This window comes from Janthinobacterium sp. LS2A (assembly GCF_036543145.1).
Taxonomy (GTDB): Bacteria; Pseudomonadota; Gammaproteobacteria; order Burkholderiales; family Burkholderiaceae_D; genus Janthinobacterium; species Janthinobacterium aestuarii.
In genome coordinates, this window is record NZ_JAZHPB010000001.1 from 495,244 (window position 1) to 513,461 (window position 18,218).

Below are 18,218 nucleotides of genomic sequence, written 5' to 3' on the forward strand. Positions count from 1 at the left end.
TAGTCTTTACTGTATTTTGTACTGCTTATAACTTCATCGGCTGGACGTAGCCCGTCATTTCCAGGTAGGCGCGGCCCACCGGCTGGCCGTCGCGCTCCACCGTCACGGCGCCTTCCCAGTACACGGCCCCCGTCGAGCGGCGCGAATCGAGTTCCTGGTCCGCTTGCAGTGGCTTGATGTGCCAGCGCGTGGCACCAGTGCGGATCTCGGTGGCGACCGGGTATTCGGCTTGCGTGCGGGGCGAACGCCACAGCTGCGTGGGCGTGAAATCGACGTCGCCGGGCGCGAACTGCGTCATCTTACCGGACGCATCGCGCCATGTCGCGTGCGCCCATAGTTTAGCACCTGTCTTGCTGCGGATCTGGAAGGCCATCAGGGCGCCGCCGTCATCGAGGTTGGCGCCTATCCAGTTCCAGCCGCTGGCATCCGCATCGAGCACCTGGCTCGACCACTCGTGATCGAGCCAGGTGGTGCCCGTCACGGCTTCCGGCTTGCCGCCCGCGCGCGCGATCGTGCCCGTCGTGCGCAGCTGCGGTTCGCTGTAGTAGTAACTCGATTGCGCGGGCCGCGCGCCCTTGCGCGAGTAACCGTTCTCGCCCTGCAGCAGCACGGGTTGGCTGGGGGAAAGGGTCAGCTGCAAGTTGAATTCGCGCGCGGCCAGGCTGACCCGGTAGCTGCCGTCTTTTTGCCGCTGCATGCGCCAATCGTCGAGCTTCACGTCCGTGTCGCCCACCTTGGCGTAGGCCAGGCCGAAGCCCTCGCGCGCGCTTTTCTCGTCGTGCAGCAGCTTGCCCACCTTCGGGTCGGACAGGGCCGCGTGGCCGATGATCAGCTGTTTCGGCGCGAACGCGCTGGGGTTATCCGTATCGGTGGCCGTGGCGCTGCGAAAGAAGGTCACCTGGTAGCCCAGCTGCTCGCCGCTGGCGGTTTTTACCCAGCCCGTGGCATACCACCATTCCGTTTTATAGGCGGGATGGGCGCCGAAGTCGTGCGGCAGGCGCAGGGTCTGGCCGGCCGGCAGCGGCGTGACGGGGGCGAAGGCGGGCGGCGCGGCCAGCGCAGGCAAGGCCAGCGCAAGCAGCAAGATGAAAGTATGGCGCATTACCAGTCCTCCCTGACGGCGCGGATGGGGCCAGTGGACAGCGCCTGGCGGCCCGCGATCAGCGCCGTGGCGGCGGCTGCCGTCAGCAGAGCGCCGGCCACGGTGGCGATCAAGGGCCACGGCAGGTGCAGCTGCATGGTCCAGTGGAACGATTGGGGATTGACGATGAAGACGAGCACAAAGCTGATCAACAAACCCAGGACAAAACCGGTGGCGATGCCCAGCGCCGTCAGCGCGCCGCCTTCAATCGCCAGGATGGATAAAATCTGCCCGCGCGTCACGCCCACGTGGCGCAGCATGCCGAATTCGCGCGCGCGCGCCAGGGTCTGCGCGGAAAACGTGGCGGCCACGCCGAACAGGCCAATGACGATGGCGATCGCTTCCAGCAGGTACGTGACGGCGAAGCTGCGGTCGAAAATCTGTAGGCTCAGGGCGCGGATGGCCGACGGGTTTGACACTTCCAGGCTGGCGCCAAACGGCAGGCTTTTCAGGCGCTGCTGCAGTTCGTCGCCCGTGGCGTCCTTGGCCAGCCACAGGGCCGCGTCGCTCACGTCATTGTCGCCGGTCAGGGCGCGGTAATCGCCGAGCGGCATCTGGATGGCGCCGGACGAGCGCGCATAGTCGCGCCAGATGCCGGCAACAAAGAACTGGTGCGAGCCGCCCGCCAGCGGCAGGGCGATCTGCTGGCCAGGCTTGACGTTATACAGGTCGGCTGCCGCCTCGGATAGCCACACGGGTTTCGCGCCATTGGGCACGGGCAGGGTGTCGCCCACCAGCACCATGCTCTTGCCCGGGTCTTGCAAATTGATGGGGCGCGCCAGCAGCGCCACGTTCGGCCGGTCGGGCGCCAGCGACAGCGAGCGCACGCGCTGGAAATCCACCCTGGCCACCTCGGGCAGGCCGGTGATGCTGGCCTGTTCGCGCGGGTTCAAGCCTGCCGTGCCGCCGCTGGCGGCCGTGCGCGCATACACGTCGGCGGGCAAGATCTGCAGCAGCCAGCCATCGACGGAGACGCGGAAACTCGACACCATGATGGCCATCGCCACCATCAGGCTAAAGCTCGACAGCACGCCGCCGAGGGCGATGCCTGCCTGGCCCGAGGCGTTCGCCAGGCGCGCCAGGGTCAGGCTGCGCACGGGCGCATGTTTGCTCGTTTCCGTGCGCAGCCAGGTGCGTTGCAGGAAACGGAAGACGACGGCGGCCAGTTGCGGCATCAGGGCGATGGCGCCGATCAGCAGCAGCGCAATGGACAGGTAGCCGAACAGGGGCAGCTCGAACACGGGCGGCAGGAAGGTCAAGGCGCCTGCCAGCAGCAAACAAGCCAGCGCCGGCCAGGTTTTTGCCAGGCGCGTCGTCACGACTTCCTCGCTGCCCGATTTCAGGGCGATGGCGGGGGCGGCGCGGGCCGCTTCCAGCGCGGGCGCGGCGCAGCCCAGCAAGGCGACGCCGAGGCCCAGCGCGAAGTAGACGAAGGCGGCGACGGGCGTGAATTGCACCTGCGGCTGCACGCCCGCGAAATAGCCGGCGCCCAGGTCGCCGCCGAAAAAGCGCAGGGCCACGGCGGCCATGGCGTAACCGCCGGCGATGCCGAGAGCCGCACCGACGACACCGAGGCTGGCGCCTTCCAGCAGCACCTGGCGCAGCAACTGGCCCCGCTCCATGCCCAGCACGCGCAGCAGCGCGAATTGGCCGCGGCGGCGGATGACGGACAGGGCCTGCGTGGAAAAGACCAAAAAGGCGCCCGTAAACAGGGCGACGAGGGCCAGCACCGTCAGGTTGACGCGGTAGGCGCGGCTCAGGTTATTGTTGCGGCTATTCTGGTTTTCGTCATTGGGCTGGCCCACCTGGAAACGCCCCGGATACTGCGCTTCCAGCGTCCGCGCCAGGTCCGCCTGGAAGGCGTCGCGGTTGACGCCCTGGCGCAGTTTCAAGTCGATGCGCGACAGCTTGCCCAGCTTGTTGAAGCGCCACTGCGCCGCGCCGATATCCATCACGGCGATGCGCTGGCCGGCGCGCGCGCCCTGCAGCGAACCGGCCACGCGCAGGGACACCGTGCCCGTGCCCGATTGCAGGGCGACCTGGCCGCCTTCGGCCACGGCCAGCCAGCGCAAGGCGGCCGGCGACAGAAAGACGGCGTCGTCGGCCAAGGTGTCGAAAGGCTGGCCTTCGGCCGGCGCGCCGATCAGATCGGGCGAGATGAAGCCGGCGCGGAAGACGTCGAGCGCCAGGATGTGCAGCGGGCCGCCGTCCTTCTTGCCGGCCACGCCGGCTTGCAGTTCCAGCACGGGCGAGGCCACGGCCACGCCGTCGCGCTGCGCCAGCTGCGGGTAGATGCTTTCGTCGAACAGCGCTTCGCGCCCGGCCACCTGGACGTCGGCCTGGCCGGACAGGCTTTTGACGGCCGTGGAAAACTCATTGAAGGCGGCCGCGTTGATCAGATGAATGGCAAAGCCCAGCGACACGCCGATGGCGATGGCGAGGATGGCGACGAAGGCGCGCACGGGATGCGCGCGCCATTCGCCCAGCAGCAGCCAGCGCGACAGCAGGCGCGTCGTCGCCGGGCTGGCCAGCGGCGCACTCAATTCAGGCATTCGACGGCCAGGCGTTCGCCAGCGCGCCGCGCTTTCAATTGCGCCGCGTCGCGGGTTTTATCGCCCGCACCGACGGCGTCCTGTGCCGCCCATTTCTGTTCCAGACGCAGCTGCGCGCAATGCTTGTCGCGCGTTTCCTTCTGCTTGGCGGCCCGTTCCCGCGCCTGGTCAGCCAGATTGTCCTGCTTCTTGCGTGCCGCCTCCAACTGACTGGCCACCCGTTCCTGGCGCGTGGCCGCACCCTTGTCGACGGCGGGCGGAGGCGAGGGGACTTCCAGTATCTGCAATTGCCCACCCGTGCAGGGCGTGGCGCTGTAACTGGTCTGGCCATCCTGCACGCATTTGTAGACGTCCTGCGCACCGGCGGAGCCGGCCAGCAAGACCATGGCATATAGCAGGAGGGACGGCGATTTCACAATATCTTCCCTGGATTCATGATGTTCTGCGGGTCCAGCGCCTGTTTGACAGCGCGCATCAGCTGCAGCTCCAGCGGCGACTTGTAGCGGGCCAGGTCGTCTTTCTTCAGCGCACCGATGCCGTGTTCGGCCGAAATCGAGCCGCCAAAGCCGTGGACCTGGTCATGCACGATGCGGTTGATCGCATCCTGGTTGGCCAGGAAGTCGCGGTCCGTCATGCCGGCGGGCGGCGCCACGTTGTAGTGCAGGTTGCCGTCGCCAAGGTGGCCGAAGCACACGAGCTGGCAGCCGGGGAAGGCCGTTGCCAGGGCCGCATCCGTGACGGCGATGAAATCGGCGATGCAGGAAATCGGCAGCGAGATATCGTGCTTGATGTTCTTGCCCGCCTGCGCCTGCGCCAGCGGGATGTGTTCACGCAGCTGCCATAGTCCCTCGGACTGCGCCACGGAACTGGCGACGACGGCGTCGGCTATCAATGCGTCTTCCAGTGCCGCGCCGATGCTCGCTTCCAGCAGTTCCACTGCGTGCGCCTCGGACTGGCTGCTCGATAATTCCAGCAGAACGTACTGGCCATGCTGCTCCGCGAAAGGCCGCGGCAACTGCGGGAACTGTTCCGCCACCAGTTGCAGACAGTATTGCGACATCAGTTCAAAGCCCGTCAGGCTGGCGCCGCAATGGTCCTGCATCAGGCTTAATAAACGCAGGGCGTGGGCGGGCGAAGGCATGGCGGCCAGCGCCGTGATGCAGGCTTTCGGCTGTGGATACAGTTTCATGACGGCGCCCGTGATGACGCCCAGGGTACCCTCGGCGCCGATGTACAGGTCGCGCAGATCGTAGCCGGTATTGTCCTTGCGCAGGCCGCGCAAGCCGCTCCAGATTTCGCCCTGCGGCGTGACCACTTCCAGGCCCAGGCACAGCTCGCGCGTATTCCCGTAACGCAGCACGGCCGTGCCGCCCGCGTTCGTCGCCAAATTCCCCCCGATGGTGCAACTGCCTTCGGCCGCCAGCGACAGGGGGAACAGACAGCCGGCGGCGCTGGCCGCTTCCTGGATGGTTTGCAAAATGCAGCCCGCATCGACCGTGATGGTGCGGTTGACGGGATCGAGCGCGCGGATGCTGTTCAGGCGCGCCAGCGACAGCACGACGGCCGTGCCGGCGGCGTCCGGAATGCTGCCCAGCACCAGGCCCGTATTGCCGCCCTGCGGCACGACGGGCACCTGCCATTGCGCGCAGGCGCGCAGCACGCCCGCCACCTGTTCCACCGTGGCGGGGCGCAGTACGGCCAGGGCCTTGCCCGTAAACCGGTCGCGCCAGTCGGTGAGGAAGGGGGCCGTGTCGGCGTCGTTGGTGAGTACATAAGTGTCGCCCAGCAGGTCGCGGCAGGCGGCGAGGAAATCTGTTTGGTCAGTCATTTCTTGATGCTCACTTTATTCACTTTTTCCAGCAGCTCTTTGGCCATGCGCTTGGCCGCCTTCTTATACGGGCGCAGATACAGCACGGCGCAGACAAAGTAGATGCAGACGATAACCGCTTCGCCCCAGGCCATCAGGGCCGAGGTGGCGTTCGTGTCGCTGTAGCCGCGCACCACGCCTTCCGTGAAGTACAGCAGGATCACCATCGACGACCATTGCAGGGTATAGACGTCGCGCTTGATGACGCCGTACAGTGGGATGAGCAGGGGCGCGGCCTTCAGGACGACCCAGGAGCCGCCCGGCTGCAGCGGGGCGACGACGGTTTCCCACAGCACGCACCAGACGATCAGCGTGACGAGGCTGGCGATGGCGCCCCAGTGAAAATACTTGTGCAGTACGCCGTGCATCATGCGCCTGCCAGTTTCGCGGCGTTTTCCGCCAGGCGCCGGCCCAGGGCGATGGCCAACCGCTTTTCATCGTCGCTGAGCGCCTTGTCGCCGTCGATGCCCGACCAGTGCGTGGCGCCATACGGCGAGCCGCCCGTGGACGTCGTCATCAGTTCGGGATGCGTGTAGGGCAGGCCCATGACCAGCATGCCATGGTGGAAGAGCGGGATCATCATCGACAGCAGGGTCGATTCCTGGCCGCCGTGCAGGCTGCCCGTGGACGTGAATACGCAGGCGGGCTTGCCGGACAGGCTGCCGGCCAGCCAGTCGCTGGCCGTGCCATCCCAGAAGTACTTCATGGCAGCGGCCATGTTGCCGAAGCGCGTGGGCGAGCCCAAGGCCAGGCCCGCGCATTCCTGCAAGTCTTCCAGTTCCACATACGGAGCGCCATCAGACGGCACCTCGGGCGCTGTCGCTTCGGCCACCGTCGAGACGGCGGGCACGGTGCGCAGGCGCGCATCGCAGCCAGGCACGCTTTCCACTCCCTGGGCTATCAGCTCGGCCAACTGGCGCGTGGCGCCATGGCGTGAATAAAACAATACGAGAATAATCAGATTGGTTGGCTTCATCATTGGTATTATAGGGCGCTTTACAGCCTGATACGACTGCTGTCATGGCGCCGTTCTGATTTTGCACATGTTTTCAAAATATATATTCCCGTTCTTTCAATACCTGTGGCGCACCCTGCACATCGGTGCCGACATTGTGCGCGGCCTGACGTGGTCCGAAACGCGCGACCTGCTGCAGTTCGCGCGCCGCCGCGTGCGCGAGGAAAGCCTGCCGCAAGTGGCCGGCAGCCTGACGTTCGCCACCGTGTTCGCGCTGGTGCCGCTGCTCACCCTGGCCCTGGCGATCTTCACCACCTTCCCCCTGTTTAATACCTTCCGCCACGCGCTGGAAGATTATTTCGTGCAAAGCGTGATGCCCAAGGGGATATCGAACACCATCCTCGATTATCTGACCACGTTCGCCTCGAAGGCCACGCGCCTGTCGGCCATCGGCGCGGGCGCCCTGATCGTCACGTCCGTGGGCATGATGGGCTTGATCGAGCGCGTCTTCAACCGGATCTGGCGCGTGCGCCAGGAGCGCCGCTGGACCAAACGTCTACTGGTTTACTGGGCCATCGTCACCCTGGGACCGCTGCTGGTGGGCGTGTCGCTGACGGTGACCTCGCGCCTCTTCATGGCCACCAGCGGCGTGGTGGGCGCCGTGCCTTTCATCGGCGCCGTGTTTTATACGCTGGTGTCGATCGGCCTGACCATGCTGGCGTTTACCCTGCTGTACATCGCCGTGCCGAACCGCGACGTGGACTGGCGCGACGCGGCCTGGGGCGGTTTGCTGGCCGCGCTGGCGTTCGAGGTGGCCAAGCGGGGTTTCGGCGAATTCATCCAGGAATTCCCCACGTATTCGCGCATCTACGGCGCGCTGGCCGCCTTGCCGCTGTTCCTCGTGTGGATATACCTGAGCTGGATGATTACCCTGGTGGGCGCCTTGCTGGTGGCCGCCTTGCCCGTCGTGAAATATGAGCGCTGGTGGTACGAAGCGGCGCCGGGCAGCGAGTTCGTCGACGCCGTCGCCATCCTGAAAGTGCTGCACCAGGCTTGCCACTGCGCCGATTCGGCCCTGGTGGGCGCGGCCGAGATCCGCCGCAGCACGCGCCTGGGCTTCGAAGAGATGGAAACCCTGCTCGACAAGATGGTGCAGCAGGGCTGGGTGGGACGAGTCAACGTGGATGGCGCCGTGCGCGTGCAATGGGGCAAGCGCGTGGCCGACAGTTCCGACCACTGGGTCTTGCTGGGCAACGTCAACCGCATCAGCCTGGCCGACGTCTACCGTTTATTCGTCTTCGGCGGCATGCGCGTGAACTCCGGCTATCCGGCCGGTTCCACGAATGAACGCGACATCAAGGCGGCCGAAGAAGCGGCAGCGCTGGCGGCGCAGGTGGAAAACGCCGTGGAGCAGGGACTGGGTTTGAGTCTGGCCCAGCATTTTGGGGAGGTGCGATGTAGTTGAGTAGGGCGTTACAGAGGCATGACATGCGTCCCGCCGTCATGCCCTGTTTGACGCATTGTTGGATTCAACTTTTCTTAACCACTTTTACCGGTTTTTCAAGAATAATACGTTGCGTGTGTTTTTCCTGATTTTTCACCAGTTTTTCTGCACTGATGATGCGACTCCCGGCCTTAAGTGCGCCCCAGGCATAATAGCCAAAAACAAGCGCGCTCAATACCGCTAGCGAAATGGTTGTCCCTACTGACGTCTTTTTTAGTATTTCTTGTGAAAACAAGATAGGCGCATAAGCGATGAATGCCGTCACAATGTAAATTGTCAGATACCATGCCTTGCGCCAATTTCTCGATAAATTGGAACAAAATTTATCTTTGAAGACTATTTTATTGTTGCCACTGCTTTTTGATAATTGCAAATAGGGTCTGCCAAGGACGAAATTTTTCAAGGCTTGTGGTGCTTCCTTTACCGTGAGCAGATATGAAACTTCTTCAACGGTCAAAATGGTTGTTCCAGCCAGAGCTTGATAACCTTTTTCCAAGGCGTAGGGATGCATTCCGGGGAAATTTTCTACATCTTCAAGAAATTTCTTCGAAAAATTATAATCTTCGCGCAATCTATTCCATTTCACCGTGAATAAGTCATATAGAACTTTTGTCGCCGTGATGAAGCCCAGCACAAACATCCCGATTTTTACAAATTCATCCAATTGCATCTTAAAAACTCCTCAAGGTATGGCGGAATAAGATGATAATTATAGGAGGAGGGGAGATTGTTTTTCGTGGGATATTGAAAGCCTTTGATTATTATCAAAGGCTGGCGATTATGTTGTGTAATGAATAAAATAAAAAATTGATAATTTCACCATATTGTTGGTCTTAACGCTGTTTTCAGCGCCACTGCCTTGAACGCTTCCGCATCCTGCGCCCGCACCACGCCCAGATAATACGTATCCTCACCGCCGTGCATGTTCACGAGGCGCAGCTGGTGCGGCGCCAGGTGGGCGGCAATGGCGGCCAGTCCCTCGGCCATGGCGTCGCCGTCTTGCTGGTCCGCCCAGCGGAAGTCCCGCAGCGCGGGCAGGCCGATATGCTGGCCGATGAGGGCGATCTGTTCGACCGATTTCCAGTCCAGGGTGGTGCCGTGGCCCAGCGTATCGGCGGCTGTCGACCACAGAAGGAAAAAGCAGGCCGCTTCGGGCGAGTCGCCTTCGTATTCCTCTTCCGGGTCGTCCTCCGCTAGCGCTTCCAGCGTGATGTCCACGCAGCGCGCGGCCAGGTCCGCATCGCCTTGTAAGAGCAGGGCGGCCATGCTGCGCAATTGCCCGCGGTCGGCCTTGGCCAGGATTTGCGCCGGCGTGAAGCTGCGGCGCTTGGCCGGTTTCTTTTTGCCCAGTCCCATGGCTTCGCTGAGCTGCGCCGTGATGTTGGCCTTGAAGTTCTCCACGGTGTCGAACTGTTCCAGCAGCTGGCCCGTGAAATCCATGCTCCAGGCCATGCCATCTTTCACCACATATAAAAAGTCGCTTTGCACGGCTACGCCGCGCAGATGGTGGGCCGGTGGGTACAGCGGCGTGAAAGCCGGTTTTCCATCGAGGGTCAGCATGCAGGCGAGGCCTTGCGCATCGATGGCGAAGATCCGGTTCTTGCGCAGCTTCGGTGGCGACGAGGTGGTGGCGCAATCGATGGCTTCGTACTGGCACGGCGCCAGCAGTTCGCCCTGGTTATTCGCCAGGCCAAACAGGAAGCGCCCGTCGATGCGCTGGCTGACGATGGCGATCTTTTTCTTCGTGCCGAAATCCTGCACGGAGCTGTAGGCTGGCGGCACCACGACCTTGCCCATCTTGTCGACCACGCCATACACATTGCGTTTGTTGTCATCGTCAGCCTGGTCTGTCTGGCGCTTGATGTCGATCAAGCCATCTTCGCGCAGGCATATGTTATCCACCCTGTCGATGAGCAGCGCGCCGTCGGGCAGGCGCAGCAGGCGGCTGGCGCCGTCCGGATCGATTCTCTGCAGCAGGTGGGGGCCGATCACGTACAGGGCACCGGGGGCGGGCGGCAGCACCAGCGTGCCATTCAAGTCCATGACGCCGTGCGCGTCGGGCGCGTCCGCCGTGGCAAAGGTGATCCAGCCATCGTCCGCATAATAAACGCCCAGGTCCACATAGCGCTGCGACAGCGGCACGATCCAGCGGCCATACGGCGTGACCAGGCCGGTGACGTCCGGTTCGCCGGCGGTGCTCACTTCATAGCACAGCGCGTCTTCTTCCCAGCCCACCACTTCCAGGCCTTGCAGGAACGGCAGTTCGTCCGCGCCCAGTTCCTCGACATCGGCCAGCTGCGCGCTGGCCGTGGCCGACCAGTAGCCGGTGGCCGGCGACGCGGCGCCTATGGTCAGCAACGGCGCCAGCGCGTCCCGGTCGCCGCGCAGCAGGGCAGAGTGCAAGGCTTGCGCCTCGGCGCGCAGGGCGTCGAGCCCGGTCGCGTAGTCCGGCGTGCCGATATCGTGCGCGATCAGCTGCACGCCATCGAGGATCAGCCACGGCTGGCCGCTGGCCAGCAGGGCGCTGATGGCGCCGCGCGCGACGATGGCGGCCGCGTCGCGCGGCCTGTCCATCAGGGCGGATAAGGCGTGCCAGCTGGCCTGCGCCTGCGCCATTGGTGCGGCCAGTACGCAGGGGCAGTCTTCGCCATCGCCGTAGATGGGCCAGGCGACAGCTTGCGTGCCGGCGCCGACGAGCAGCTTGAACAGCGTAGGTACGTCCAGCCGCCACTCGGCCAGGCCCGTGATTGCGTCGGTATCGAAGCCGGCCTGGCCGGGTAAAAAGGCGGTGCTGAACAGGGCTGCGGTATTGATCATGTCTCTTCGTTAAAAATGTTGGGGGATCAGGGCGACGGCGGCATGAGCCAGTGCGCCAGCGCGCCGCGCTCTAGGCCCAGCTGCTTGGCCGCGGCGGCTGCCTCGAAGGCCCACAGGCCGTAGTAGCCGCCCAGTCCCTGCGCGCGCAAATGGCCGTTGAACCAGTCCTCGTGGACCAGCGCACCATGCCAGCTGGCCAGGTAGTGGCGCAAGTGCTCGAGCTGCTGCGCAGGGTCTTCTGCGTCCAGGCAGTCGTACAGGGCGGTATAAGGCTCGGCGAAATACCACTCGTCGATGGCGGGACGCTGGGGATCGACAGCGGACAGCAGCGCTTCGTACACGCCGTCTTCGCCATCGAAGGCCGTTTGCAGGGCGGCCAGGCGCATGGCCAGGTCGCGGCGGCCGAACAGCAGGGTCGCGCCCAGCAGCTGCAGGGTGCGCGCGTAATCGGTCAACTGTTCGAAGTCGAAGGCGGGCAAGGTATCGTCATCGTAGGCCGCAGCCAGGGCCGCGCGCGCCGTCTCGCAGGCAGCGACGGCCGCTTCCAGCGCTGGCTCCACTTCCGGCAAGGGCAAGCCTGCCGTGTAGCGCAGCGAGAATACCTGGTAAGCCGTGCTGGCGGCCGCGCATGCCCAGTAGGCCGCGTCGCCGCCGTCGTTTTCCGCCTGCGTCTGCGCGCGTGCGTAGGCGGTCAGCAGGGCGTCGAGGTAGGCGAGGTTGCGGGCAAAATCGAACGGTGCGGGCGGCGTCTGGCGCGGCGTGCAAGGCCAGGGTGTGGACGAAACCGGGCAGGTGTCGGCGCAAGCGCGCTGGATGGCCCAGTCGGCGAACACTTGCTGCAAATATTGCGCCGTCTCGTCGTCGTGCGCGATGGCGCCCGCGCCTACCAGGGTCGTGCCCAGCAAGGTGTAGCCGGGAAAGCGGCTGCTTTCGTAGGCGATGGTCGTCACGCTCTGGATAGCCTTGCCGTCACTGAGGTCGCGCACGCGGAAGTACACATCGTCCCAGCCGGCCAGCGGTGGCGCTGGCGGTTCATTCGGCAAGGTGGCCCAGCGGCCGTCGGCCTGTTCTTCATAGGCGTCGAGCAGTTCATCGATGCCACCGGGGCGGTCGATGCGGTTGTTGGCGTCGTATTGCAGTCCCAGTTCGGCCGCGAATGCCGCCGCGTGGCGGCCCGCGAAGACCAGGTATTGCGCGTTCAGGGTGCCGACCAGGAGGTCCGTGTGCTGGCCCGCCACCACCAGCGCCTGCGGCAGCCGGTACCAGTGGTGGCCGGGGATGCCCGCCATGGGGCCGTTTTCGTCCGCTTGCGGGTTGGCGCAGCGCAGCTGTTCCAGCCAGTTGTAGCGTTCGTGCCGCGCCGCTTCCGTGCCGCTGCCGCGGCCAGTCAATTCATCGAACAGGGTATTCAACAACATGTGCATCTATCCTAAAAAAAAGCGTTCATGCCGCTGCCGTTTGCGCAAACGCAAATAGCGCGTCTAGCACGGCGTCCGGCTGCTCGGCCATCAATTCGTGTCCGCTGTCGACCTGCACCACGGTGCCATGCGCGATGCTTGACGTCAGCAGCCTGGTCGACTTGGGCGGCGTCATCATGTCGCGCGCGCCGAAAATGAACAAGGTGGGGCAGTGTACCGAAGCGGCGGCGATTTCGCCGTTCGCATAGGCATTGCAGGCGAAAAAATCCGTGTGAAACACGTGATCGGGGTTGAGGGCGGCGATGCGCTGTTTCAGGCGCCGCGCGCCGCCCATGGCATAGAAGCCGGGGCCGGGGAACGACGGCTTTTGCGCGATCGACGAGTGCGACCAGATATTGACCATGTCGATGGCCGCCTGTTCGTCGTTCAATGACGTTTCCAGCAGCGCCGGCGAGACCTTCATCGGATAGGTGGAGCCCAGCATGGCCAGGTGGATGACCCGATCGGGCGCGAGGAATGCCGCTTCCAGCGCGATTAATGAGCCCATGCTGTGGCCGATCAGCATGGCCTTGGCCGCGCCGGCGGCGTCCAGCACGGCCAGTATCCAGCGCGCCAGCTCTTCAACGCTGCTTTTCGCCGCGCCCAGGCTGCGCCCGTGGCCTGGCAAGTCGACGGCCAGCACGTTCCAGCCGTGGTGGGCGAAATAGCGCGTTTGCAGCGCCCACACGGAGTGATCGTTCTGCGCGCCGTGGATGAAGACGGCCGTGGGCTGGTGTGGGTTAAAAGCCTTGCCACCCGTGTAGCAGTAGGCGACGGTATTGTCGATGGTGAACAGCATCTCAGGCGCCTTTCTGCGACAGTTTCAGGCCACGGGCCAGGTCTTCGATCAAATCGTCCGCGTCTTCCAGTCCCACGGACAAGCGCATGGTGCCCTGCGTGATGCCCGCCTGCGCCAGCTGGTCGTCGGGCACGCGGAAGTGCGTGGTGGAGGCGGGATGGATGACGAGCGACTTGGCGTCGCCCACATTGGCCAGGTGCGAGAAGATCTTGAGGCTGTCAACAAAGCGCTGGCCGGCCGCACGGTCGCCGCGCAGGCGGAACGTGAACACGCCGCCCGCGCCTTTCGGCAGCAGGGTTTTCGCCAATTCGTAATCGGGGTGCGAGGGCAGCTCCGGATAGGACACGGATTCCACGGCCGGATTGGCCAGCAGGAAATCGATCACCTTGCGCGTGTTGGCCACGTGGCGGTCCATGCGCAGGCCCAGGGTTTCGATGCCCTGCAGGATGGCGAAGGCATTGTGCGGGCTCATGACGGCGCCGAAATCGCGCAAGCCTTCGCGCCGCGCGCGCAGGGCGAACGGCGCCACCGTCGATTCCTCGGCGAAGACCATGCCGTGGAAGCCTTCATACGGTTCGCACAGTTCGGCGAAACGGCCCGTCTTGTCGTACGCCGTTTGCCAGTCGAAGGTGCCGCCATCGACGAGCAAGCCGCCGATGGCCGTGCCGTGCCCGCACAGGAATTTGGTGGCCGAGTGGAACACCAGGTCGGCGCCATGCTCGAAAGGGCGCAGCAGATACGGCGTGGTAAACGTCGAATCGAGCATCAGCGGCAAGTGGTGTTCGTGCGCGAGGGCGGCAATCCGGGGGATGTCCAGCACGTCGAGACCTGGATTGCCCAGGGTTTCCGCGAACAGTATCTTGGTATTCGGGCGGATGGCGGCGCGCCAAGAGTCCACGTCGCGCGGGTCGACAAAGGTCGTCTCGATGCCGAAGCGTTTCAGTGTGTAGGCCAGCAGGTTGTGCGAGCCGCCGTACAGGGCGCGCGAGGCAACGATGTGCGAACCGGCGCCGGCGATGGTGGACAGGCCCAGGTGCATGGCGGCCTGGCCGCTGGCCGTGGCGATGCCGGCCACGCCGCCTTCAAGCGCGGCGATGCGCTCTTCCAGCACGGCGTTCGTGGGATTCGAGATGCGCGAGTAGACGTGGCCGGCCCGCTCCATATTGAATAGCGAAGCCGCATGCTCCGAACTCTTGAAGGCAAACGAGGACGTGAAGTGGATGGGCGTGGCGCGTGCGCCTGTGGCCGGATCGGGCGCGGCGCCTGCATGCAGGGATAAAGTATCGAAACCGGGGTATTTCGGACCGCTCATGGTGTCTCCGCCAAGTTTTTATAGTGGCAAGATCGTAACCTGATTTGCAGCGGAGCAAAAGGGCTCCTGTGCAGGGCGCATGGCGCCGTGCTGGCGGGCAGGGCGTGTAACCTGAAGTGTAAAAAAAGTGACCAGCAAGGCAGGGCGGTGGTAGGATACCGGATCAGTGATATTCGGGCTGTTTGACCTGTGCGCGTGCGCCGCGCCGCAGGGAAGGCGGCTACGTGCCAGCGAATTCCTGGGCTTCAGGCGAACTCTCATCGCAAGTCCACCAGGAAAGATTTTATGCCCGCAATATCGTTCGACGGCTCCCTTGCCGTTCCCGGACTCTCTATCGTCGACGGCCTGTGCCAGGCAGGCTGGCTCATGCAAGAGCATTTTATCTCGCCTGAACTGAGCCGCCAGCTGGCCGCCGAATGCGTGCAATCCATGCTCAGCGGCAAGATGAAGGGTGCCGGCGTGGGCAGCGGCCATGCGCCGCTGCTGCAGCCCGATATCCGCGGCGACCATATCGAATGGCTGGAAATAGGCCGTTCCGAGGCGTGCGACCGCTACCTGGCACACATGGAAACGCTGCGCTGCATGCTCAACCGCGAGCTGTTCCTGGGGCTGGAAGAATACGAAAGCCATTTCGCGCTGTACGCGCCGGGCGCCTTTTACCGGGCCCATCTTGACCGTTTCCGCGACGACGACAAGCGCACCGTGTCCGTCGTGCTGTACCTGAACGACGACTGGCTGCCCGAGCACGGCGGCGCGCTGCGTCTGCACCCGCAAGGCGCGCCCGTGGTGGACATCCTGCCGCAAGCGGGCCGCATGGCCATGTTCATGTCGGGCGAGATGCTGCACGAAGTGCTGCCGACGGCGCGCCAGCGCCTCTCCATCGCAGGGTGGTTCCGCCGCCGCGCGTGATGGAACGTGGCGCGCAATCCCCCTCGATTTGATTGCGCGCAAGGCTGGATTTTTCCGCAGGCATAGGCTACAGTCGCAGTAAGGGCTAGAATAACTAAAATACCAATCACGCGGACAGGACGGCCAATATGAAAGTATCTGAAATTCTCCAAGTCAAGGGCAATATTCTCTACACGGTCACGCCTGACCAGCCCCTGCTTGACGCGGCCAATACCATGGCTGAAAAAGACATCGGTTCGCTGGTGGTCATGGAATTTGGCGACCTGGTCGGCATGCTGACCTTCCGCGAAGTGTTGAACGCGCTGCATGAAAACGCGGGCCAGATCGGCGGCGGCACCGTGCGCAAGCACATGGATGACCACCCGATCACCGTCACGCCCGACACGGAAGTCAACGAAGTGCGCCGCATCATGCTGGAAAAACATGCGCGCTACCTGCCCGTCATGAACGCCAAGACCCTGCTGGGCGTCATCTCCTTCTACGACGTGGCGCGCGCCGTGCTCGAAGCGCAAAGCTTTGAAAACCAGATGCTCAAAGCGTATATCCGCGACTGGCCGGCCGAAACGACGGACTGATATCAGCATGCAGTAAAAACGACGCCGGCAACTGCCGGCGTTTTGCATTGGCTATCCAGGGTGGCGCCTACGCCGCTCCCTGCAGCGCCTCGTTGTTCAGCCAGGTGCCCAGCGCCGTGGCCGTCATGGGGCGGGCGAACAGAAAGCCTTGCGCCATCGGGCAGCCCAGCGCCTGTAAGATTTGCGCTTGCCGCTCGTCTTCCACGCCTTCCGCGATCACGGCCAGGCCCAGGTTGCGGCCCAGTTGGATGACCATCTCGGCGATGCTGCTGCCGCGCGCGGAACCGGTGATTTCCGTCACAAACGCACGGTCGATTTTCAGGCGGTCGACCTGCAGGCGCTGCAAATAGGACAGCGACGAAAAGCCCGTACCGAAGTCGTCGATGGCGATGCTCACGCCCGTCTGCTTGATCTGCCACAGCATCTTGATCAGCAGGTCCGGCTCTTCCATGGCCATCGATTCCGTGATTTCCAGCTCGATGAATTCGGGCGGCGCCTGCGTCTCTTCGAGCGCCGCGCGCAGCATTTCCAGGAACAGCGGGTGGCGGAACTGCACCTGCGACACGTTGACGGACATGACGAAGTTGCGGTGCCCCTGCTCGCGCAACAGCACCAGTTCGCGGCAGGCCGTGCGCAGCACCCATTCGCCGAGGTCGATGATGATGCCCGAATATTCGGCGATCGGGATGAAACGGTCGGGCGAGATGAACTTGCCGTCCGGCGTTTGCCAGCGCAGCAGCGCTTCCGCGCCCACGGGGCGGCGCGTCGTCAGGTCGATCTGCGGCTGGTAGACGACAAACAGCTGGTCCTGGCTGAAAGCCGTGCGCAGCGCGTGCATCATGCGCACCCGTTCGCGGATTTCGATGCCCATGCTGCGCGAGAAATAGAAGTGGCCGGCGCGCTGCTGGCTTTTTGCCCGCTTCAGGGCGATATCGGCATCCTTGAGCGCATCGGCGCCCGTGCCCGTATGTTCACCGAGCCGCACGAGGCCCAGGGTGGCCGACAGCTGCACGTCTTGCCCATCGATGCAGAACGGCGGCTGGAACAGGGCCAGGATATTGTTCGGGTTGACTTGCGACGAGTCGCCCAGCACGCAAAAGATGTCGCCGCCCAGGCGCGCCACCGTCAGCTGGGGGCCCAGCTGGGTTTGCAACCGGCCCGCCACGGCGATCAGCAGGGTGTCGCCGAACTGGTGCCCCAGCGCGTCGTTGGTCTCGGCAAAGTGGTCGAGGTCGACCAGCGACAAGGTGGCGTCGTCGCGCGCGGGGCCGGACAAGGTGGCGTCGAGGATTTCCACCAGGCGCGTGCGGTTGGGCAGCTTCGACAACTGGTCGTAGAAGGCGGCATTGTGCAGGTGCGACACCAGCTCGACGTTGTCCAGGCCCACGGCAACGTTGCTGCAGAAGACTTCCAGCAGGCTTTCATCGATGGCGGAAAGAGGGCGTGGCAGCACCAGGTAGGCGGCCGCATCGCGGCTGGCCTTGCCCGCGAAGTACAGGGTGGCGTAGTCGTGCGCATACACATTGCGCCGCTGCGCCAGCGTGTGCTCGATGGCGGCCATCACGCGGGGGTTTTGCAAGCCGCACAGGGCGCTGTGCGGCAGGCTGGAAAAGCTGCCCGTGCAGGCCGAGACGAGCAGCTCCTTGCTGCCATTGTCCTGCAAGTCCTGCACGCATAGCACGCCGTCGGCGCGGATGCCCAGCAGGTCGGCGATCTGCGCCAGCACGCCGGCCGAGAAATTCTGCACGCCGTGCAGCGCCATCAGCTGCGTGCTGGCGTGGACGATACGGTCCAGGCCGCGCCGGCTGCTGTTGATCGAACGGATCTGCTCGTATGAGCGGATGGCCGCCGTCACCGTCGTAAACAGCTTGATGCGCGTCAGTTCGGACTTGGTCTTGTAGTCGTTGATGTCGAAATCGCGGATGGCGTCGATTTCCGGCGCATAGCCTGGCTGGCCCGTGCGCAGGATGATGCGCACGTCCGTCATTTTCAGGGTTTCGCGGATGTAGCGCACCAGGTGCAGGCCCGCGTCATCCTGTTCCATCACCACGTCGAGCAGGATGACGGCGATGTCGTCTTCATGCCTGAGCAGTTCGCGCGCCTGGCCGGCCGAATACGCATGCACGAATTCCAGCGGGCGGTGCTGCATTTCCAGGTTGCCGAGGGCGAAAGTGGTGGTGGAGTGGACGTCTTCATCGTCGTCGATGATCATCACCCGCCAGACGCTGCGCGGTGCGGCCGTCAGGGGCGCAGCCGGTTGCTCATCGAGGAATACCAGGTCGTCGTGATCGTCCTTGTTGGCGTCAAGGGGGATGATCGGTGCGGGCATG

15 protein-coding genes are annotated in these 18,218 nt (G+C 64.0%); 3 read left to right on the forward strand and 12 right to left on the reverse strand.

The features are described 5' to 3' along the window. Window positions 1–25: 25 nt before the first annotated feature. The 6 genes from V3C40_RS02265 to wrbA are packed head-to-tail and all read right to left on the reverse strand — an operon-like array spanning window position 26 to window position 6,536. The gene (locus V3C40_RS02265; protein ID WP_331776380.1) at window positions 26–1,102 is read right to left on the reverse strand and encodes a lipocalin-like domain-containing protein; all 1,077 of its coding nucleotides are present in this window, start codon (window positions 1,100–1,102) and stop codon (window positions 26–28) included. After that, window positions 1,102–3,693, reverse strand: a complete 2,592-nt coding sequence (locus V3C40_RS02270; protein WP_331776381.1) for an FtsX-like permease family protein — start codon at window positions 3,691–3,693, stop codon at window positions 1,102–1,104. The genes V3C40_RS02265 and V3C40_RS02270 overlap by 1 nt, the downstream gene beginning before the upstream one ends. Beyond that, window positions 3,681–4,109 carry a DUF4124 domain-containing protein gene (locus V3C40_RS02275; protein ID WP_331776382.1) on the reverse strand — a complete coding sequence of 143 codons (429 nt, stop codon included), beginning with the start codon at window positions 4,107–4,109 and terminating at the stop codon, window positions 3,681–3,683. Before V3C40_RS02275 ends, V3C40_RS02270 begins: the two co-directional genes overlap by 13 nt. Then, entirely contained in the window at window positions 4,106–5,521 is a 1,416-nt protein-coding gene (locus V3C40_RS02280; RefSeq protein WP_331776383.1) for an FAD-binding oxidoreductase, read from the reverse strand. Before V3C40_RS02280 ends, V3C40_RS02275 begins: the two co-directional genes overlap by 4 nt. After that, the gene (locus V3C40_RS02285; protein WP_070302812.1) at window positions 5,518–5,928 is read right to left on the reverse strand and encodes a DUF2069 domain-containing protein; all 411 of its coding nucleotides are present in this window, start codon (window positions 5,926–5,928) and stop codon (window positions 5,518–5,520) included. Before V3C40_RS02285 ends, V3C40_RS02280 begins: the two co-directional genes overlap by 4 nt. Next, complete coding sequence (wrbA, locus tag V3C40_RS02290) at window positions 5,928–6,536, reverse strand: NAD(P)H:quinone oxidoreductase (RefSeq protein ID WP_034756348.1); 609 nt, start codon at window positions 6,534–6,536, stop codon at window positions 5,928–5,930. The genes V3C40_RS02285 and wrbA overlap by 1 nt, the downstream gene beginning before the upstream one ends. A gap of 67 nt (window positions 6,537–6,603) precedes the next feature. Here wrbA and V3C40_RS02295 point away from each other — a divergent pair, with 67 nt between their 5' ends. Then, on the forward strand, window positions 6,604–7,980 hold the full coding sequence (locus V3C40_RS02295) for a YihY family inner membrane protein (protein WP_331776384.1): 1,377 nt from the start codon (window positions 6,604–6,606) through the stop codon (window positions 7,978–7,980). 64 nt (window positions 7,981–8,044) lie between these two features. Here V3C40_RS02295 and V3C40_RS02300 read toward each other — a convergent pair whose 3' ends face one another. From V3C40_RS02300 to V3C40_RS02320, 5 genes are all read right to left on the reverse strand, one after another. After that, window positions 8,045–8,689 carry a hypothetical protein gene (locus tag V3C40_RS02300; RefSeq protein WP_072453366.1) on the reverse strand — a complete coding sequence of 215 codons (645 nt, stop codon included), beginning with the start codon at window positions 8,687–8,689 and terminating at the stop codon, window positions 8,045–8,047. A 146-nt stretch (window positions 8,690–8,835) separates the two neighbouring features. Beyond that, complete coding sequence (locus tag V3C40_RS02305) at window positions 8,836–10,836, reverse strand: WG repeat-containing protein (protein ID WP_331776385.1); 2,001 nt, start codon at window positions 10,834–10,836, stop codon at window positions 8,836–8,838. Window positions 10,837–10,862: 26 nt separating this feature from the next. Next, entirely contained in the window at window positions 10,863–12,254 is a 1,392-nt protein-coding gene (locus V3C40_RS02310; protein ID WP_331776386.1) for a PoNe immunity protein domain-containing protein, read from the reverse strand. 25 nt (window positions 12,255–12,279) lie between these two features. Beyond that, complete coding sequence (locus V3C40_RS02315; RefSeq protein ID WP_331776387.1) at window positions 12,280–13,092, reverse strand: alpha/beta fold hydrolase; 813 nt, start codon at window positions 13,090–13,092, stop codon at window positions 12,280–12,282. 1 nt (window position 13,093) lies between these two features. Beyond that, a complete protein-coding gene (locus V3C40_RS02320; RefSeq protein ID WP_219328876.1) occupies window positions 13,094–14,404 on the reverse strand; it encodes an O-acetylhomoserine aminocarboxypropyltransferase in 1,311 nt (436 codons plus the stop codon). Window positions 14,405–14,689: 285 nt separating this feature from the next. Here V3C40_RS02320 and V3C40_RS02325 point away from each other — a divergent pair, with 285 nt between their 5' ends. Continuing rightward, window positions 14,690–15,313, forward strand: coding sequence for a 2OG-Fe(II) oxygenase (locus V3C40_RS02325; RefSeq protein ID WP_072453371.1), 624 nt, complete (start codon window positions 14,690–14,692; stop codon window positions 15,311–15,313). A 128-nt stretch (window positions 15,314–15,441) separates the two neighbouring features. After that, window positions 15,442–15,888, forward strand: coding sequence for a CBS domain-containing protein (locus tag V3C40_RS02330; RefSeq protein ID WP_010398828.1), 447 nt, complete (start codon window positions 15,442–15,444; stop codon window positions 15,886–15,888). A gap of 67 nt (window positions 15,889–15,955) precedes the next feature. On the opposite strand, the gene V3C40_RS02335 is transcribed toward V3C40_RS02330, so the two are convergent. Then, on the reverse strand, window positions 15,956–18,217 hold the full coding sequence (locus V3C40_RS02335) for a putative bifunctional diguanylate cyclase/phosphodiesterase (protein WP_070302729.1): 2,262 nt from the start codon (window positions 18,215–18,217) through the stop codon (window positions 15,956–15,958). Window position 18,218: the final 1 nt, after the last annotated feature.